15 protein-coding genes and 1 pseudogene are annotated in these 16,864 nt (G+C 68.9%); 10 read left to right on the top strand and 6 right to left on the bottom strand.

Annotation, left to right across the window (positions count from 1 at the left end):
* Positions 1–113: 113 nt before the first annotated feature.
* Positions 114–464 carry a hypothetical protein gene (locus AC5592_RS12120; protein WP_036505578.1) on the top strand — a complete coding sequence of 117 codons (351 nt, stop codon included), beginning with the start codon at positions 114–116 and terminating at the stop codon, positions 462–464.
* A 12-nt stretch (positions 465–476) separates the two neighbouring features.
* Here AC5592_RS12120 and AC5592_RS12115 read toward each other — a convergent pair whose 3' ends face one another.
* Complete coding sequence (locus AC5592_RS12115; protein WP_051025097.1) at positions 477–1,652, bottom strand: PucR family transcriptional regulator; 1,176 nt, start codon at positions 1,650–1,652, stop codon at positions 477–479.
* Between the two features lie 175 nt (positions 1,653–1,827).
* Here AC5592_RS12115 and AC5592_RS12110 point away from each other — a divergent pair, with 175 nt between their 5' ends.
* From AC5592_RS12110 to AC5592_RS12100, 3 genes are all read left to right on the top strand, one after another.
* Positions 1,828–3,390, top strand: a complete 1,563-nt coding sequence (locus AC5592_RS12110) for a GMC family oxidoreductase (RefSeq protein ID WP_063064233.1) — start codon at positions 1,828–1,830, stop codon at positions 3,388–3,390.
* A complete protein-coding gene (locus tag AC5592_RS12105; protein WP_036505580.1) occupies positions 3,387–5,084 on the top strand; it encodes an aldehyde dehydrogenase family protein in 1,698 nt (565 codons plus the stop codon). Before AC5592_RS12110 ends, AC5592_RS12105 begins: the two co-directional genes overlap by 4 nt.
* Positions 5,085–5,212: 128 nt before the next feature.
* Complete coding sequence (locus tag AC5592_RS12100) at positions 5,213–6,853, top strand: long-chain fatty acid--CoA ligase (RefSeq protein ID WP_063064232.1); 1,641 nt, start codon at positions 5,213–5,215, stop codon at positions 6,851–6,853.
* 113 nt (positions 6,854–6,966) lie between these two features.
* Here the strand turns inward: AC5592_RS12100 and AC5592_RS12095 are convergent, their stop codons facing one another.
* Together AC5592_RS12095 and AC5592_RS12090 are read right to left on the bottom strand one after the other, a co-directional pair.
* Positions 6,967–8,166 (bottom strand): lipid-transfer protein, encoded by a 1,200-nt coding sequence (locus tag AC5592_RS12095; RefSeq protein ID WP_036505581.1) that lies wholly within the window; start codon positions 8,164–8,166, stop codon positions 6,967–6,969.
* Positions 8,159–8,605, bottom strand: a complete 447-nt coding sequence (locus tag AC5592_RS12090; RefSeq protein WP_439956266.1) for a Zn-ribbon domain-containing OB-fold protein — start codon at positions 8,603–8,605, stop codon at positions 8,159–8,161. Before AC5592_RS12090 ends, AC5592_RS12095 begins: the two co-directional genes overlap by 8 nt.
* Positions 8,606–8,742: 137 nt before the next feature.
* Here AC5592_RS12090 and AC5592_RS12085 point away from each other — a divergent pair, with 137 nt between their 5' ends.
* The 3 genes and pseudogenes from AC5592_RS12085 to AC5592_RS12075 all read left to right on the top strand — a co-directional run bounded on the left by AC5592_RS12085 (position 8,743) and on the right by AC5592_RS12075 (position 10,739).
* Entirely contained in the window at positions 8,743–9,525 is a 783-nt protein-coding gene (locus AC5592_RS12085) for a hypothetical protein (protein ID WP_232329323.1), read from the top strand.
* Positions 9,526–9,958: 433 nt separating this feature from the next.
* Positions 9,959–10,291 (top strand): annotated as a pseudogene (locus AC5592_RS12080) (glutathione-dependent formaldehyde dehydrogenase); the annotation flags it as partial.
* Positions 10,292–10,400: 109 nt separating this feature from the next.
* On the top strand, positions 10,401–10,739 hold the full coding sequence (locus AC5592_RS12075; protein WP_036505585.1) for a histone-like nucleoid-structuring protein Lsr2: 339 nt from the start codon (positions 10,401–10,403) through the stop codon (positions 10,737–10,739).
* A gap of 15 nt (positions 10,740–10,754) precedes the next feature.
* On the opposite strand, the gene AC5592_RS12070 is transcribed toward AC5592_RS12075, so the two are convergent.
* A complete protein-coding gene (locus tag AC5592_RS12070; RefSeq protein WP_063064229.1) occupies positions 10,755–11,789 on the bottom strand; it encodes a uroporphyrinogen decarboxylase/cobalamine-independent methonine synthase family protein in 1,035 nt (344 codons plus the stop codon).
* Positions 11,790–12,101: 312 nt separating this feature from the next.
* Between AC5592_RS12070 and AC5592_RS12065 the strand changes: the two genes are divergently transcribed.
* From AC5592_RS12065 to AC5592_RS12055, 3 genes are all read left to right on the top strand, one after another.
* On the top strand, positions 12,102–13,610 hold the full coding sequence (locus AC5592_RS12065; RefSeq protein ID WP_083871269.1) for a WS/DGAT/MGAT family O-acyltransferase: 1,509 nt from the start codon (positions 12,102–12,104) through the stop codon (positions 13,608–13,610).
* A gap of 139 nt (positions 13,611–13,749) precedes the next feature.
* Positions 13,750–14,586, top strand: coding sequence for an acyl-CoA thioesterase (locus AC5592_RS12060; RefSeq protein ID WP_051024659.1), 837 nt, complete (start codon positions 13,750–13,752; stop codon positions 14,584–14,586).
* A gap of 36 nt (positions 14,587–14,622) precedes the next feature.
* The gene (locus AC5592_RS12055; RefSeq protein ID WP_063064227.1) at positions 14,623–15,051 is read left to right on the top strand and encodes a DUF427 domain-containing protein; all 429 of its coding nucleotides are present in this window, start codon (positions 14,623–14,625) and stop codon (positions 15,049–15,051) included.
* Positions 15,052–15,055: 4 nt separating this feature from the next.
* Here AC5592_RS12055 and AC5592_RS12050 read toward each other — a convergent pair whose 3' ends face one another.
* Both AC5592_RS12050 and AC5592_RS12045 read right to left on the bottom strand, forming a co-directional pair.
* Entirely contained in the window at positions 15,056–15,871 is an 816-nt protein-coding gene (locus AC5592_RS12050) for a sterol desaturase family protein (protein WP_063064373.1), read from the bottom strand.
* A 124-nt stretch (positions 15,872–15,995) separates the two neighbouring features.
* On the bottom strand, positions 15,996–16,832 hold the full coding sequence (locus AC5592_RS12045) for an AraC family transcriptional regulator (RefSeq protein WP_084506582.1): 837 nt from the start codon (positions 16,830–16,832) through the stop codon (positions 15,996–15,998).
* Between the last annotated feature and the right edge of the window lie 32 nt (positions 16,833–16,864).

Genomic DNA, 16,864 nt, shown 5'->3' with positions numbered 1-16,864 from the left:
ACTACCGAAAACCCCGATCGCGGCCTGCCAAACCACTTTTTCATCACACGAGGGAGACCGTAGGGTTGCCGACACAGGCCAGTGAACTCTTTTCCGACCGGCGAGGAGCAGAATTGCCGAATTTCACCGTCCGCCGCGTACTCACCGCCGCCGCGATCTCGGCCGCGGGACTCGCGGCACTGGCGTCGGGCGCGGCCGCCCAACCCAGCATTTACCATCCGGTGATCACACCGTGCAGCCAGCAGTTCCGTACCCCGCTGGAGCCGCAGCGACCGGGCGCCGAGGTGTATTGGAGTCCGTTCGGCACCGCCGGCATCGTCTGCTACGACGACGGCACCGGCATCGAGCACTACTACCAGCGCGATCCCGCCGGCAGCTGGCACGACATCAACGAACTGCTGCCGGGCCAGCACTTCTACGTGATCTTCACCTCCACCGTGCCGGACCAGGCCACCTGGGGATGAGCGGGGCCGCGGCTAGGACTCGAGCCGGATCGCGCGCAGAGCGAGGTACAGCTCGGCGGCGGATTTCGGGTCCGAGCAGCGCCGCCCGGTCAATGTCTCGATGCGGCGCAGCCGCTGATGGATCGTATTGCGGTGATAGTTGAGGCGTTGCGCCACTTCGGTATTGGAGCCGCCGCAGTCGAACCACAGATCGAGAGTGTCGAGCAGAGTGTCCCGGTCCTCGCAGGGCAGCTCGAGCACCGCCCCGAGGATGTCGTGGGCGAGTGCGCGCGCCGCGTCGGGCGCATGGGCCAGCACCAGGGGCACCGATGCGCTGCCGTAGCTGACGACGGCCGAGGTGCCGGGGCGGGCACAGCGCGCGGCGAGTTCGGCCTCGCGCACAGCCGCACCCGTACCCGTCAAGGCGGAGAAGGTGCGGCTGACGCCGACCCGGCCGGCCGCGATCTGCCGGAGCCGGGTCAGCGACGATTCCAGCGCGCGCGGACTGCCGAGGCTGATCAGCCCGATACTGGTTCCCGTGTCCTGCTGCCATGCCGAATTCACATAGGCCACGCGCAGCCGGCGCTCGGCACCCGGTAGCGGGTCGAGGGTCGGGACACCGGATTCGGCGTACACCGCGACGAACAGACCGGTCCGCGGCAGATGCAATGTCCGGCCGATCTCCGCGATCGCCGCCGCGTCGATCTCGCCGTGGAACAGCGTGTCCAGCAGTGCGCGGCGATCGGCGTCGGCGCGGGCGGCGCGCTCGGCCAGGTAGCCGGTGTAGGCGTTGGCGGCGGCACTCGAATAATCGTCGATCAGCCGCAGGATCTCCGAACCCAGCGCCGGCAGCATGACGTCACCGCCGGCGGTGGCGAGCGAGCGTTCCCAGATCAGGCGACCGGCCAGCCGATAGGCGTGCAGGAGCGCGGCCAGCGGGACCCCGAGTTCGGCCTTGGTGCGGCCGACGTCGGCGGCGGCCCGCAGGCGCCGCCCGTCGGCACCGGCGAGCTGGCCGAGGACCGCGCCCAGGTTGTCGTGGACGGCCGCGCGCAGCAGGGCCTCCGGTACAGCGGTGATCTCCGCGTAGGCGTGGTCTCCGGTGCGGATACGCCCGACCAGTTCGCACGTGAGGTCGTCGACCCCCGCGAGCAAGGTGCGGGCGACCGCCTCGGACCCGTTCGCGGCCGGTCCGATCAGGGTTGGCATGAGTCGATGGTACGAAAGCCGGCGACCCGTGGTGTGTGCTGGAGCACACCGGCCGCCGCCGAACCGGCGACTCGGGCACATGGTGCGACCCCGGCGGCAGCCTGCACCATCGACTTCGTCAGTGATCTGGGCCATATCGGCCCGCGTTCGTAGCGAATCGAAATGAGGTGCCGTCGTGTACGACTACGTCGTCGTAGGCGCGGGTTCGGCCGGCTGTGTGCTGGCCGCCCGGTTGTCCGAGAACCCCGATGTCCAGGTTGCCCTGATCGAGGCCGGTCCGCGCGACACCGCCGAGGAGATCCACATTCCGGTGGCGTTCCCGGCACTGTTCAAGGGGCCGTTGGACTGGGATCTCGACACCGAACCCGAGGCCGGCTTGTACGGCCGCCGCGCGTATCTGCCCCGCGGCCGCATGCTCGGCGGTTCCAGCTCGATGAACGCGATGATCTACATCCGCGGCGCCCGGGCCGACTACGACGGCTGGGCGGCCGTCGGCGCCGAGGGCTGGAGCTACGACGAGGTGCTGCCGTACTTCCTGCGGGCCGAGGACAACGAACGCGGCAAGGACGCCTATCACGGCGTCGGCGGCCCGCTGTCGGTCAGCGACGGCCGCTCCCTCAACCCCCTCGGCGAGGCCTTCCTCGCCGCGGCCGAACAGGCCGGCTACGGCCGCAACGACGACTTCAACGGGGCAACCCAGACGGGCGTGGGCCGCTACCAGCTGACCCAGCGAAACGGTATGCGCTGCAGCGCATCCGTCGCCTACCTGCACCCCGCGCTCGAACGACCGAACCTCACCGTCCTCACCGACACCCTCGCCCACAAGGTGGTGTTCGACGGCGGCCGGGCGACCGGCGTGCTCATCGCCCGCGGCGCCGAGACGGAGCTGATCGCCGCGCGGCGCGAGGTGGTGCTGTCGGCCGGCGCCTACGGTTCGGCGCAGCTGCTGATGCTGTCCGGCGTCGGCCCCGCCGAGGCGATCGCTCCGTTCGGGATCGAGGTCCTGCGCGAGTTGCCGGTCGGGCAGAACCTGCAGGATCATCCGGCGGTCTTCCTGAACTACCGCACCGACCGCGAATCGCTGATGACCGCGCTGTCGCCGGAGAATCTCGCACTGTTGCAGACCGAGGGCCGCGGCCCGCTGACCTCGAATGTCGGTGAGGCGGGTGGTTTCTTCGAGACGCGGCCGGGATTGGCGGGACCGGATGTGCAGTTCCATCAGGCACCCGCGCTGTTCTACGACGAGGGTATGGGACCGGCGGTCGCGCACGGCTTCGGATTCGGCCCCTGCGTGATCAACCCGACCAGCCGGGGTGAGGTGACGCTGCGCTCGGCCGATCCGGCCACCGCACCGCGTATCCGGCACAACTACCTCGGCACCGAGGCCGACCGGGCCGCCATGATCGCCGGCCTGCGGATCGGACTCGACATCGCCGACCGGGCCGCGATCCGCGAGGTCACCACCGGCGAATTCAGCGTTCCCGCATCGGATTTCGACGACGATCTGCTCGATTTCGCGCGCCGCACCGCCCAGACGCTGTATCACCCGACCTCGACCTGCGCCATCGGCTCGGTGGTCGACCCGCAGTTGCGGGTGCTGGGACTGGAGGGTCTGCGGGTCGCCGACGCGTCGGTCATGCCGAGCGTCGTGCGCGGTAACACCAACGCCCCGACCATCATGATCGCGGAGAAGGCCGCCGATCTGATCACCGCCGACCACGAAGGAGCGGTCCGATGAGCAGCGCGCTGACCTCCGCCGTCGATACGGCGATCGCCGCCTTGCGCGTCGGCGAAAAGACCTGGGGTACTATCGATCTGGCGCAACGCCGGCTCCTGCTCGAGCAGGTGCACGCGGCCACCGCGGCGCACGCGCGGGAATGGGTGGATGTCGCCGCCCGCATCAAGGGCCTGCCGGCCGACTCACCGCTGCTGGGCGAAGAGTGGGTGAGCGGACCGTACTCACTGCTCACGGCCACCGCGTCGCTCGCCGAGAGTGTGCGCGCGCTGGAGAACGGGCGCAGCCCGATCGACGGATACCCGATCCGTCCGGCGCCCGGCGGCCGGGTGGCGGTCGACGTGTTCCCGCACGGACTGTTCGATCGGCTGCTGCTCAACGGTTTTCGCGCCGAGGTCTGGTCCCGGCCGGGCGTGGACGCGCGGACGCTGCGCGCGCAGGCAGGGCTGGGCCAGCGGACACCCCGCAGTACCGGCGGCATCGGGGTGGTGCTGGGCGCGGGCAACATCTTCTCGATCGCGCCGCTCGATGTGCTGTACCAGTTGTTCGCCGACAATCGCGTCGTCGCGCTGAAACTCAACCCGATCACCGATCCCCTGCTGCCGGTCCTGGAGCGGATCTTCGCTCCCGCGATCGACCGCGGACTGGTGCGCATCCTCACCGGCGGCGCCGACGTCGGCGCGGCCCTGGTGCATCACCCCGCGGTGACGGCGGTGCACATGACCGGCAGCGCGGCCACCCACGACGCCATCGTCTGGGGCACCGGGCGCGCCGGCGCGCAGCGCAAGGCGAGCGGAAAACCGTTGCTGGACAAGCCGATCACCAGCGAGCTCGGCGGTGTGTCCCCGACGATCGTGGTTCCGGGGCGCTGGTCGGACGCGGATCTGCGTTTCCAGGCCGAACATCTGGCGACGCAGCGGCTGCACAACAACGGCTACAACTGCGTCGCCGCGCAGGTGGCCGTCATCAGCGCCGAGTGGCCGCAGAAGCGGCGTTTTCTCGACGAACTGCGGGCCGCGATCGAGCGGGCGCCCCAGCGGGCGGATTACTACCCCGGCTCCGGGGATCGGGTGGCCGCGGCCCGCGCGGCCTACCCGCAGGCCCAGGCGATCGGCCCGCGCACACTGATCGAGGGGCTGGTGCCCACCCGTGGCGAGTCCGCCCTGCACACCGAATATTTCGCGCCGGTCCTCGGGGTGGTCGAAATTCCCGGCGCGGCGGACGATTTCCTCGCCGAGGCGGTGCGGGTGTGCAACGACGAGTTCGAGGGCACGCTCGGGGTCAACCTGATCGCGCATCCGCGCACCATCGCCGGGCTCGGCAGCGAATTCGACACGGCCCTAGCGGCATTGCGCTACGGGACGGTCGCGGTCAACGCCTGGACCGGATTGGGGTATCTCACCGCGCGGGCCACCTGGGGCGCCTTCCCCGGCCACACCCTCGACGACATCCAGAGCGGTATCGGCGTCGTGCACAACGCCCTGCTGATCGCCGAGCCGGAGCGCACGGTCGTCTACGGACCGTTCCGGCCGGCGCCGCGATCCATCGTCCACGGCGAATTCACGCTCTCGCCGAAACCGCCGTGGTTCGTCACCAACCGCACCGGCGCCACGACGCTGCGCCGGCTCACCGGATTCGCCGCGAAGCCCGGATTCGGCTCGCTGCCGGGCATTTTCGCGTCCGCGTTGCGCGGCTAGCACTACCCGTCCCACCCCTGACGTGCAGGCGGGCCCATCGGCCCGCCTGCACGTCCGCATCACACTCCCGATGAAGGAAGTACCTCCGCGCGATGACACCCCCGGCTCGCTCCGCCCTCCCCGTCCCCATGCCGAGCACCATGCAGGACGAACCCCTGTCGCTGGCCACCCTGCTGCGGTTCGCCGCCCGGGCCCATCCCCACGCCACCGTGCGCACCTGGACCGGGACCGGTTCCCGGGTCATGACCTATGCCGAGCTCGGCGCCGAGGCAGCCCGGCTCGCCCATGCGCTCGCCGAACTGGGGGTGCGCCCGGGCGACCGGGTCGGCACCTTCATGTGGAACAACAACGAGCATCTGGTCGCCTACGCGGGTGTCCCCGCCATGGGCGCGGTCCTGCACACCGTGAACATCCGGCTCTTTCCGGAGCAACTGACCTATGTGATCGAGCACGCCGCCGACCGCGTGATCATCGTCGACGGTTCGCTGACGACCGCGTTCGCCGCGGTCCTGCCCACGCTGACGACCGTGCGGCACGTGATCGTCACCAACGGCGATGCGAGCGACCTGATCGCCCCCGACGGTATCGAGGTGCATGCGTTCGACGATCTGCTCGCCGGCCACGCCACCGACTACCCGTATCCGCGAATCGACGAAACATCCGCGGCCGCAATGTGTTACACCTCCGGCACAACGGGCGACCCCAAGGGAGTGGTCTACTCCCACCGCTCCAACTGGCTGCATTCGATGAACGCGTGCACTTCCGACGGCATGGGAATCTCGCGCACGGATTCGATGCTGGCGATCGTGCCGATGTTCCATGCCAACGCCTGGGGATTGCCGTATGCCGCGCTGATGTGCGGCGCCTCGCTCGTCATGCCGGATCGGTTCCTGCAGCCCGCGGCGCTGCTGGAGCTGATGGCCGCCGAACGTCCGAGCACCGCCGCGGCGGTGCCGACGGTGTGGAACGGGGTCCTCGCCGCGCTCGCCGCGAGCCCGCAGGACATCACCCATCTGCGCTCGGTGGTGGTCGGCGGTGCCGCGGTGCCGGCACAGATGATTCGCGCCTTCGCCGACGATCACGGCGTCGAGATCATCCAGGCGTGGGGGATGACCGAAACCTCGCCGCTGGGCACCATCGCCTGGCCGCCTCCGGGATCGTCCGGCGCGGAGGAATTCCGTTATCGCGCGACGCAGGGGCGATTCCCCGCCTCGGTGCAGGCGCGTCTGATCGGAGACGACGGGTCCGTCCAGCCGTGGGACGGAAAGTCACTGGGCCAGTTGCAGGTTCGCGGTCCGTGGATCACCGGCGCCTACTACGCCCCGAACGAAGCGGCCGCGGATTCCGGCACGGTCCCCGACGGGTGGATGAGTACCGGCGATATCGGAACCATCAGCCCCGACGGCTATCTGACCCTGGTGGACCGGGCCAAGGACATCATCAAATCGGGCGGGGAATGGATCTCGTCGGTGGATCTGGAGAACGCCGTGATGGCGCATCCGGCCGTCGCGGAGGCCGCGGTATTCGGTGTGCCCGACGAGAAGTGGGACGAACGGCCGGTCGTCGCGACGGTGCTGCGGGCCGGCGCCCACGCCGGCGCCGCCGAGTTGCGGCGCTTCCTGACCGATAAATTCGCCCGCTGGCAATTGCCGGAACGCTGGGCCTTCCTCACCGAGATACCGAAGACGAGCGTCGGGAAATTCGACAAGAAGGTCCTGCGCGCTCGGTATGCGTCGGGCGAGCTGGATATCGTGACCTCGGCGACCTGATCGGAGCCCGCGCGGATTACCGCGGTGGCTGCGATGACCGCATCCGCGTCCGGCCCGCCGCGGAAAGCGGCGGGCCGGATCGTTCTGTGGCGAGGCCGCTGCGCGACCGCCGTTCAGCGGGTGGCGATGATCGCCGAACCGTGGCCGAACAGGCCCTGGTTCACAGCGATACCGGCGCGGGCGTTCTCCACCTGCCGCCCGTCGGCCTGGCCGCGCAACTGCCAGGTGAGTTCGCAGATCTGCGCGATCGCCTGCGCCGGGATGGCCTCACCGAAGCAGGCCAGGCCACCGCTGGGATTCACCGGCACGCGGCCACCCAAAGTAGTTGCGCCGCTGCGCAACAGCTCCTCGGCGCCGCCGATCTCGCACAGCCCGATGTCTTCGTACCAATCCAGCTCCAGCGCGGTGGACAGGTCGTAGACCTCGGCGAAGGACAGGTCGGCGGGACCGAGTCCGGCCTCCGCGTAGGCGGCATCCGCGATCGCGGACCGGAACGACCGCGAGGGCGTATCGAAGGCCACCGCGGAGTCGGTCGCGAAGTCCGGCAGATCGAGAACGGTTTTCGGGAAGGTCGGCGTGACCGTCGACAGCGCCCGGATGCGGACCGGATCGGCGATACCGTGGCGGCGGGCGTAGTCCATCGACGTCAGCACCAGCGCGGCGCCGCCGTCACTGGTCGCGCAGATGTCGAGCAGTCGCAACGGATCGGAGACGATCGCCGAGGCCGCGACCTCCTCGGCCGCGACCTCTTTACGGTAGCGCGCGTAAGGGTTGTTCAGGCCGTGCTTGGCGTTCTTCACCTTGACGGCGGCGAAATCGTCGAGCGTTGCCCCGTGCAGCGCCATCCGCCGGCGCGCGTAGAGCGCGAAGTAGATGGGGTTGGTGGCGCCGAGCAGATGGAAACGCAACCAGTCCGGATCGTCGCGGCGTTCACCGCCGACCGGCTGGAAGAACCCCTTCGGGGCGGCATCCGCACCGACCACGAGCGCCACATCGGTCAGCCCGGCCAGGATCTGGGCCCGGGCGTTGGCGATGGCCTGGGCACCGGAGGCGCAGGCGGCGTAGCTGCTCGAGATCCGGGCGCCGGACCAGCCGAGCGCCTGGGCGAAGGTCGCACCCGACACGAATCCGGGGTAGCCGTTGCGGATCGTGTCCGCGCCGGCGATGTAGCCGACGTCGCGGTGGTCGACGCCGGCATCGGCCAGTGCCGCCCGCGCGGCCACCAGGCCGTATTCGACGAAATTGCGACCCCATTTGCCCCACTGGTGCATACCCGCACCGAGGACGGCGATATCGCGCTCGTTGTCAGGCATCGACCGGCCTCCACATCCACACCGTGTGCTCCGCTTCCTCGTCCTCGTACAGCACGCCCAGCGCCAGCTCGACCGGCATGCCCACGGCCAGGTCGTCCACGGTGAGGCCGCGCACGACCTGCCCGAGAATCACCATCTGCTCTTCCTCGAGTTCCACCGCCGCGACGACGTACGGCTCGAACGGATCCGGCGACACATAGGGTGCGGGCGGTTTGTAGCGGGCGTCCGCGTACGACCAGATCCGGCCTCGCGTGGAGAACAGATACTCGACCAGTTCGGATCCGTCCTTCGGACTCGCGCACTGCGGGTTGCGGCAGGCCAGCGTGTTCCGCGGGAAGTACGGTGTGCCGCAGACCTCGCAGCGACTTCCCTGGAGACGTACGGTGCCGTCGTCCGCAGTGAACCAGCCTTCCACGGCGGGGCGTTGTTCTTTCTGCACAGCGCCGACGATATAGGAACACGTTCTATTTTGGCGAGGAAATCCGCTCCGCCGATGCGCGCGCCCGGGTACGGTGTGACCGGATCGAGGATGGCCCCCACCCTCGAGTCGATCTGGAGTACCACACCGCGATGGGCATGAAAATCATTGACCCGCAGTCGATTCGCAACGTCACGATCGTCGGGGCTCCCGGGGAGACGGCGGCGCTCATCGACCGGCTGCGCCGCCGGGCCGCCGGAAACGGGTCCCACTCAGCGGTCACCGTCGACTGGGTGACCGACCGCGTCGAGCACACGATTCGCCTGACCGAGCTGTCGAGCCACGCGCCGATCGCGGAACTCGAACGGGCCGTGCGGACAGCCGACGGGGTGGTCGCGGTGATGAACGCGGCCGCGGCGAGCGCGGCGCGGGTCGAGGCGATTCTGCGGGTGGCCGACGACCATCAGGTCGCCCGCCTGTGCCTGGTGCACGGACTCGACCATCGCGCGGCGGATTTCGGCCGCTGCGTGCGCACTGTCGCCGCCACGCGCGGAGCGGTGCCGCTGACGGTGCAGATTCCGCTCGGTATCGGGGCCGCATTCGAGGGCGTCGTCGATCTGATCCCGATGTGGGCACTCGAACCGATGGCCGTCGAATTCTTCGGCAGCCACTGGCCGGTGGCCGAACAGCGATATCACGAGCTCGTCGACGCGGTGCTGGCGCAGGACACCGCACGCCCCGGCGTGCCGAGCACCGGGAAGTTGCCGCCGCAACAGTTGTACGACCGGATCCGCCGCCTCACCCGGATCGGCGACGTGGTGCCCATCCTGTGCGATGCGTCGCCACGCACCGACGACACCGCCGCACTGCTGGACGCGATGGTCCGGTACCTGCCGTCACCGATGCACGTCTGCCAACCGGAGCATGCGCTCGACCAGTGAACGACTGAGCCGATGAGCGACTCGGCGACGCCGCCGACACCCGAGCGGTGGATTCGGCTCGCCGGTAGCGAGCCGAATCCGTCGCGATCACCAACCGGAGCCGGAGCCACCCGAACCGGTGTTGGCAAGGATGGTGCCGATCACCATCTGCAGGATGCCAGCGACAGAGCCAAGAAATTCCACGGTGTCCTCCGACTTTCTCATCCGCCGAGTGTCCGGCGTAGCGGAGAACCTAGCTCAGCAATCTTGTGAAAGAAAGACATTTCGGAAAATTCGGTACCACTCACGGACACTCCGCAGAACCGGAACCCGTGGTGACGCCACCGCGACGCGAGACCTTACCACTCGGAAAAGTTGCGAACGAGACGGTTTCGAACACTCCGCGACCTTCCGGCAATTGGCGTTTACCCCCGGCGGCGCCGGGTAGCTCGCGGTCGCCATCTGGGGCAGCGGCGGGGTCGGGCTGATGGCCGGGCATTCGGCGCGGCTGTTCGGCGCCGAACGCGTGATCGTCATCGACCGCTATCGCGAACGTCTGGCGCTGGCGTTCCCGATGGCCGTCGTCACCAACAAGAGCCTCACGATCCGCAGCGCACAACAGCACGGCCAGCGCTACGTCCGCCGCATCTTCGACTACATCCAGCCGGGCGACCTCGATCCGTCCTATCTGATCACCCACGACCTCCCGCTGGAGGACGCCGTGCACGGGTACGACCTGTTCAAGAACAAACGAGAAGGCTGCGTGCGCGCGATCTTCCGCCCGTGACGCGAACCGACCCGCGAGCCACTGTTCTCACCCTGCTCAACGACGCTCTCGCCAACTCGATTAGCATTTTCGCCGCGTCACATAAGAGCTGAGTGGAGGGTGGGTTTTCATGGCCAAGAAGGTCATCGTCGAGCTGGTGGACGACTACGACGGCAAGTCCGATGCCGACCAGACGGTGCACTTCGGCATCGACGGGGTCGAATACGAAATCGACCTGTCGACCAAGAACGCCGAGAAACTGCGCAAGATCTTCGAGCAGTGGACCGGGTCCGCTCGCAAGGTCGGCCGAAACCGCAAGGGCGCCGTCAAGTCCGGCGCCGCCCGCACGACCCCGGACCGCGAGCAGACCGCCGCCATCCGGGAGTGGGCGCGCAACAACGGCTACGAGATCTCGAGCCGTGGCCGTATCCACAAGGACATCGTCGAGGCATACAACAAAGCCGGCTAGACGACGGTCGGCCCGTCACGAATCTGCCAGTGTCACGGCGCGCGCCATGAGCGCGTCCGCGACGGCACGGGGACGACGGCCGAGCCCGCAGGCGCAGGCGACGCCGTCGACGCGGCGGCCCAGCGCATTTTCGATGGTGTGCAGCGTCTTTCGCTGCTCATCCTCGGTCGGCACGTCGTGGACGACACCCGCGTAGAAGCGGGTGCCCGCGGGCAGGGACAGATCGGCGAGGGGCGCGTAGAACCGGGACTCCGCAGCCGGCGGTCTGTCGCCCGCGGCGAAGGGAACATGGACGTACTCCAGCGTACGTCCGGAAGGCCATTGTCGCGCAACGGAATTGGCCAGGTCGACGAACGGCCGGGCGGTGCGCAGCGGCACGCCCTTGTTGTGCAGGCTGCCCAAGCACAGGTGCACGCCGATCCGGCTGCCCTCCGGGGCCGCGGCGGCCAGCGCCGCGATTCCCCGGCCCGAGCCCAGCAGCCGCTCCACCATGCGGTGCGCGGGTTGGGTCAGCGCCATCGCCACCAGCTCCGCGGTGGCCTCCAACTGGATGACGACATCGTCGCCGCCCGTCCGCGCGATGGCGGCGATCTCTCCCATGGTGGCCTCGGTGAACGCGGTGCGTTCGGAGCGAATTCCATTGGGCCCCAATGCGACGAACGCCAGGGTGAGATCGGTCGGCATGCCGATCTGCAACGCGAGTCCGGGCCGGCCCAGATCGGCGCGCACGGCGGAGAAGATCGGCAGCGCTTCGGTCGCTTCCCTGGAATACCCGAGGTCCATACCGTCCCCGATCGCCGTGCGGCCCTCCGGTACCCGGTATCGAGGTCGATCGCGCCGAGTCCGCCACTCCCCCGCCCGGGTGACCTCGAGCGCGCCCTGGGCGACCAGGTCCTCCAGGATCGGCCGGACGTAGTATTCGTACCGGCGGGTCTCACCGGTGGGCAGGGTCTGTAACAGCGGACCGGCACCGTCGGCCATCGCCCGCATCGCCTCATCCGTGCTCGCGGCGGGGAAGCTCCCCACGAAATGCACGCTGCGCGAAGGCATTTACCTATCGTAACCGGTCGGCCGACGCCGCGGGACGCATCGAGAGACGGGGTGGGACGCGGTCGGCGCGGGCCGATCCACATCGGGTGTTTGCACACAATTTACGGGCTCGCATTCTCGGCGAAGCCCAGGCGGCCGCGATCGCCCCTAGACTCGCTGCCACGTCTCGCACCTCGAGACGACTCGTCGTTCGACCAGCGCCGTGCGAACACCGTCCCGCGCCTCGCCGAGGCGCCACCCAGCTGTCCGGGCTCGATCCGGTGCACCCGTGCCGCCGGTGAACCGCCCCGGACCGTCCCCCGGGAGGTAACGATGGCCGTCTCGCCCAGCTCCGTCTCGCACGCGGAAGGGACCACCGTCCACCTCCGGACGCCGGGCGAATCGTTCGCCACCGGACCGCAGCGCGCGGCGACGCCGCCGTCGACCACGATCCCCGCCGCGGCGGAATCCGGACCGCCACGGCAGTTGAGCGCGCTGGACCTGCATCTGCTGGACAGCGAAACCGCCTCGGCGCCCATGCATATCGGCGCCGTCATGCTGCTCGACTCGGGCCGCGGGCCGCGCGGCGCCCTGGACGTCGGCACCCTGCGGCGGCTGTTCGCCGCCCGGCTGCACCTGGTGGCGCCGCTGCGCCGCCGGGTCCGCACCGTGCCACTGGGCCTCGACGAGCCGTACTGGGACGACTGCGCCACCGTCGACCTGGGTTTCCACGTGCGCGAGGTGCGACTACCCGACGGGGCGACCGACGCCGACCTCGCCGACTATGTCGCCCGCCGCCACGCTCAGCCGCTCGACCGATCCCGTCCGCTGTGGGAGTGCCACCTGGTCTCCGGACTCTCGGGCGGCCGCCAGGCGGTCTACACGAAGGTGCACCACGCGGTGATCGACGGCGTATCCGCGGCGGAGATCATGGGGGCGATCCTCGACATCTCCGAAACACCGACGCCCACACCGCCTCCCGAGGCCGGCATCCGCCGTGACCGCACGCCGTCGATGGTGGAGATGCTGGCCCGCAGCGCTCCCAAGGCGGTGACCCGCCAATCTGCTCGCACGCGTGCCGCGCTCGACGCGGTCCCGACCCTGCTGCGCACCCGGGACGCCTTCCGCGCCAAACACGACGCCGTCCCGTTCAACCACCCGCTCACCACGACCCGCAGCGTCGCCTACACCTCGCTGCCCCTGGATGCGGTCAAGGCGATCAAGAAGTCGATCGACGGCACGGTCAACGATGTCGTGATGGCCCTGTGCACCTCGGCACTGCGCAACTGGATGCTCGACCGCGAAATCCCCGTCGACCGGCCCCTACTGGCCGCGATCCCGGTCTCGGTGCGCACGCCCGAACAGTTCGGCACCGCGGGAAATCAGTTCTCGCTCATGCTGTCCCCGCTGCCGATCGGTGAGCACGATCCGCACGCCCGGCTGAAACTGCTGCACAACAATCTGCTCGTGGCCAAGGACCGATTCGGCAGACAGCCACCGACCCTGCTGCACGAACTGACCACCTTGCTCACACCGGCCCTGCACGGCCTGCCGACGCGGGCGCTGCTGCGCGCCGCCGCCCCCACCCTCCCTCTGGTCAACCTGATCGTCTCGAATGTCCCAGGACCGCAGATTCCGCTGTATCTCGACGGCATTCGCGTGCTGGCCAGCTATCCGGTCTCGGTGCTCACCGAGTTGTCCGGCAGCCTGAACATCACCGTGATGTCCTACGACGGGCACCTCGATTTCGGCATCGTCGCCTGCCCGGAGGCCGTTCCCGACGTCTGGGACCTCACCACACACCTCGCGGATGCGCTGGCCGAGTTGCAGCAGAGCTCGTGATGCGGCGCACGACCCTTTGGTAATATGACTCTCCGATACTGAGAACATCATATACGCGAGGGGTCCGATGGTGGACGATCCGCATGCCGGAGCGGGGCCGGGCGGGCCACCGTGGAGTCAAACCGAGCTGCTGCGCCTCATGGACGTACGTTCTTGCGGCGCAGGCCATTACGTCGCCCCGGCCCACGGTCCGACCGTCCGCAACGTCGTCGAGGCCGGCCAGATGCTCGGCGACGCCATCGTGGCGGCCGCCAAGGAGGTACCCCGGCAGCGCGTGGTGTCGGCGTCGATGATCTTCTCGCGGGTCGCCGCCCACGACGCGCCGCTGGACGTCGACGTCGAGGTGCTGCACTCGGGTCGCACCTACAGCACGGCACACGTCCGGATCCGGCAGGACGGCGCCCTGCGGAGCGCGGGAACCGTACTGCTGGACGCAGGCGCACCCGATCTGATCCGTTCGGCGGCGCCGATGCCGAGGGTCGAACCGCCGGAACAGCTTGCGTCGCTGGATATTCCGGGCACTGAAGTCGAGGGCCGGGACATACGCGTGGCCGGCGACGGATACAGTCCCGACCCCGGACACGTCGGTCCTCCGGAACTGTTCGTGTGGACGCGATACCGCGACGCGCCGGGTGCCGATCATCTGCATGCGGCGCTGCTGGCGCAATCGTGTGCACACTGGACGGTGGCCGCCGCGTTGCGCCCGCATCCGGACTACGGTGAATCGATGGCCCATTCCGTGATCTCGACCGGAATCACCATGGCCACCATTACCTTTCACGACGATGCGGATGTGACTCAGTGGCTGCTGTACAGCACCCGCGTCGTCTACGCCGGACGCGGCCACGCCCAGAGCGAAGGACAGGTACACGCCGCCGACGGACGGCTCATGGCGTCCTACAGCGTGCACGCGATGGTGCGGGCGTTCCGGCCCGCCGATACCGCCACCCCTACCCGCGCCGGCACCGTACTCTGACCACCCACACTCGGGGGCACACCTTCGGAGGAACATATGGAATCGTCCGGCTTCGCCGATTGGCCCGACTACCGCGTCGACGTGCGGCGAATACGCAATCTGATTCGTGTCCTGCACGACGATCGGGTACTGGCCGAGACCACCGCGAGCCTGCTCGTCGCCGAACAGGACCACGGGATCGTGTTCTACATTCCGGTCGCCGATATCCGCTTCGACCTGCTCACCCTGGACGAACAGCTCACCTCCCGCTGCCCCTTCAAGGGCTGGGCCCGGTACTGGCGCCCGAACGACAGCGACGAGCCGATCGCGTGGGAGTACCACGATCCCTATCCGGAGGTGGCGTTGATCCGGGACCACATCGGCTTCTATCAGGATCGGGTCCGCCTCGAGATCGGTGTGGCGGATCCGGCCGTGTCCGGCCTGCGGCACCGTCCCGAATCCGGCCGGACACCGCACGCCGAGTGATCCCTCAGCATCCTCCGTCGGGGGTGAAGGGATAGCGCAGCTGCGCCGAATAGGCGGAGGGATAGTGCGGTTTCGCCGCCATACCGAGTTCGGCGGAGCTGAATCGGCGCGCCGGATCGTAGGAGTAGGTCCGGTAGAGGTGATCCCAGATCAGCGTGAAGAGCCCGAAGTTCACGTCCCCGACACCGGCCCACCTGAGGTGGTGGAAGCGGTGCCCCTCGTTGAGGGCGAGCACGTATGTCGCGGGACCGACGCGGTAGTCGGCATTGGAATGCTGGAGCAGCAGTTGCACGGCGACAGCCAGGGCCAGCACGCCGGCGACCGGGGCCGGCAGGCCGACCAGGATCAAAGGCGCCACCCCCGCGGCCGTTTCGATCGCCTGGTGCAGCGGGTGTTTCATCAGGCCGTTGAGTCCGTAGAATCGGGTGACGCTGTGGTGCACGGCATGGAATCGCCACAGCATGCCGATCTTGTGGCTGGCCAGATGCATGGTCGTGATCCCGAAATCGGCGACCATGATCGCCACCAGGACCTGAGCGAGCAACGGCCAGTGCCGCGGCCACAGCTCCGGGGCCGGGACCACGGACGCCAGCAGCGGAATCACCGCCACACCGGCCAGGATCATCGTCTCGTTGACCGCGGCATGGATGCGGTCGCGGCGGATGTCGTCGTGGTCGGTGTTCCACGACCGCTCGTACGGGATGACCCGCTCGGCGAAAAACGACGACACCACGGCGATCGCCAGCAGGAGTAGCAGCCATGCCTCCGCGGCACCGGCGGCCGACAGCGCGATCGCGGCGCCGTCGACACCCACCACCATGAACGGTACATAGCAGTAGCGCAGAATGTGCTGGGGAACAGTGAGTTTCGCAGTATTCGAGGTGGCTGTGTCGGTCACCGTTCCAGCCTGGCGGAACCGCCGCGGAAGCGATTGAACGATTCGGCTAGATCGCGGAACCGATCTCCACGCGGACGGTGCGACTCAGTGCGGACGGTGGCAGGCCGAAGGTGGCACGACACGTCCGGGACAGGTGCGCGCCGTCGGCGAATCCGGCCGCATGCGCCGCCGCGGTCACATCGTCGCCGGCGGCCGTCCGCGCGACGGCGGTCATGACCCGCAACCACAGCACGTACCGGCGCAGCGGCAACCCGACCTGATCGGTGAACACATGTGTCAGCCGGCTCGTCGAAATCCCCACCCGCTCGGCGAGCGCGCCGGTGCGCACCGGGCCCTGCGCGATCAGCTCCGGCAGCAGTTCGAGCGCCGCGCTGACACCGGGGTGCCGCGACGGCGTCACGGCACCGGCACCCACCGACCGGGTCAGCGCCGATACCGCGGCGCGCGGATCGCCGCTCGCCGGATCGAGGCCGGCCAGCACGTCGGTGTCCGCCCAGGACGCGCCGAGACGGTTTTCCACCGCGCTACCCAGCGCGGATTCGGGATCGACGAACAGCGCGAGCGCGGGCTGCGCACCGGCCGTGATCGCATGCCCGGTATCGGATGGGATCCCCATCCGATTTCCGGTGTGCACACCCCCGTCGTCATCGACCACGCGCAGCTCACCCGCCGCGACCATCAGCTGCACCGCATGGTGCGCATGCCGCTCGGTCGGTCCGATCGCGCCCGTGTACGCCAGCACGCCCGGCAGCAGCAGGGCCGAGCCGGACCACCGTCGCGGATCCGGAACATTCGATCCCGCAACGTGTTTCGGACGGTCGACCGCCGCGCGGACCCGCTCGCCCGGGAACCAGCCTCCGCTATCGGTGAAGTCACTCGTCATGCGTCGAACCATAGGGCGGCACACTCGGACCG

Origin of the sequence: Nocardia violaceofusca NBRC 14427 (assembly GCF_963869435.1) — a bacterium.
GTDB classification, from domain to species: domain Bacteria; phylum Actinomycetota; class Actinomycetes; order Mycobacteriales; family Mycobacteriaceae; genus Nocardia; species Nocardia aobensis.
The sequence above is the reverse complement of the archived record's forward strand: the minus strand, read 5'-3'. Positions and strand labels throughout refer to the sequence as shown.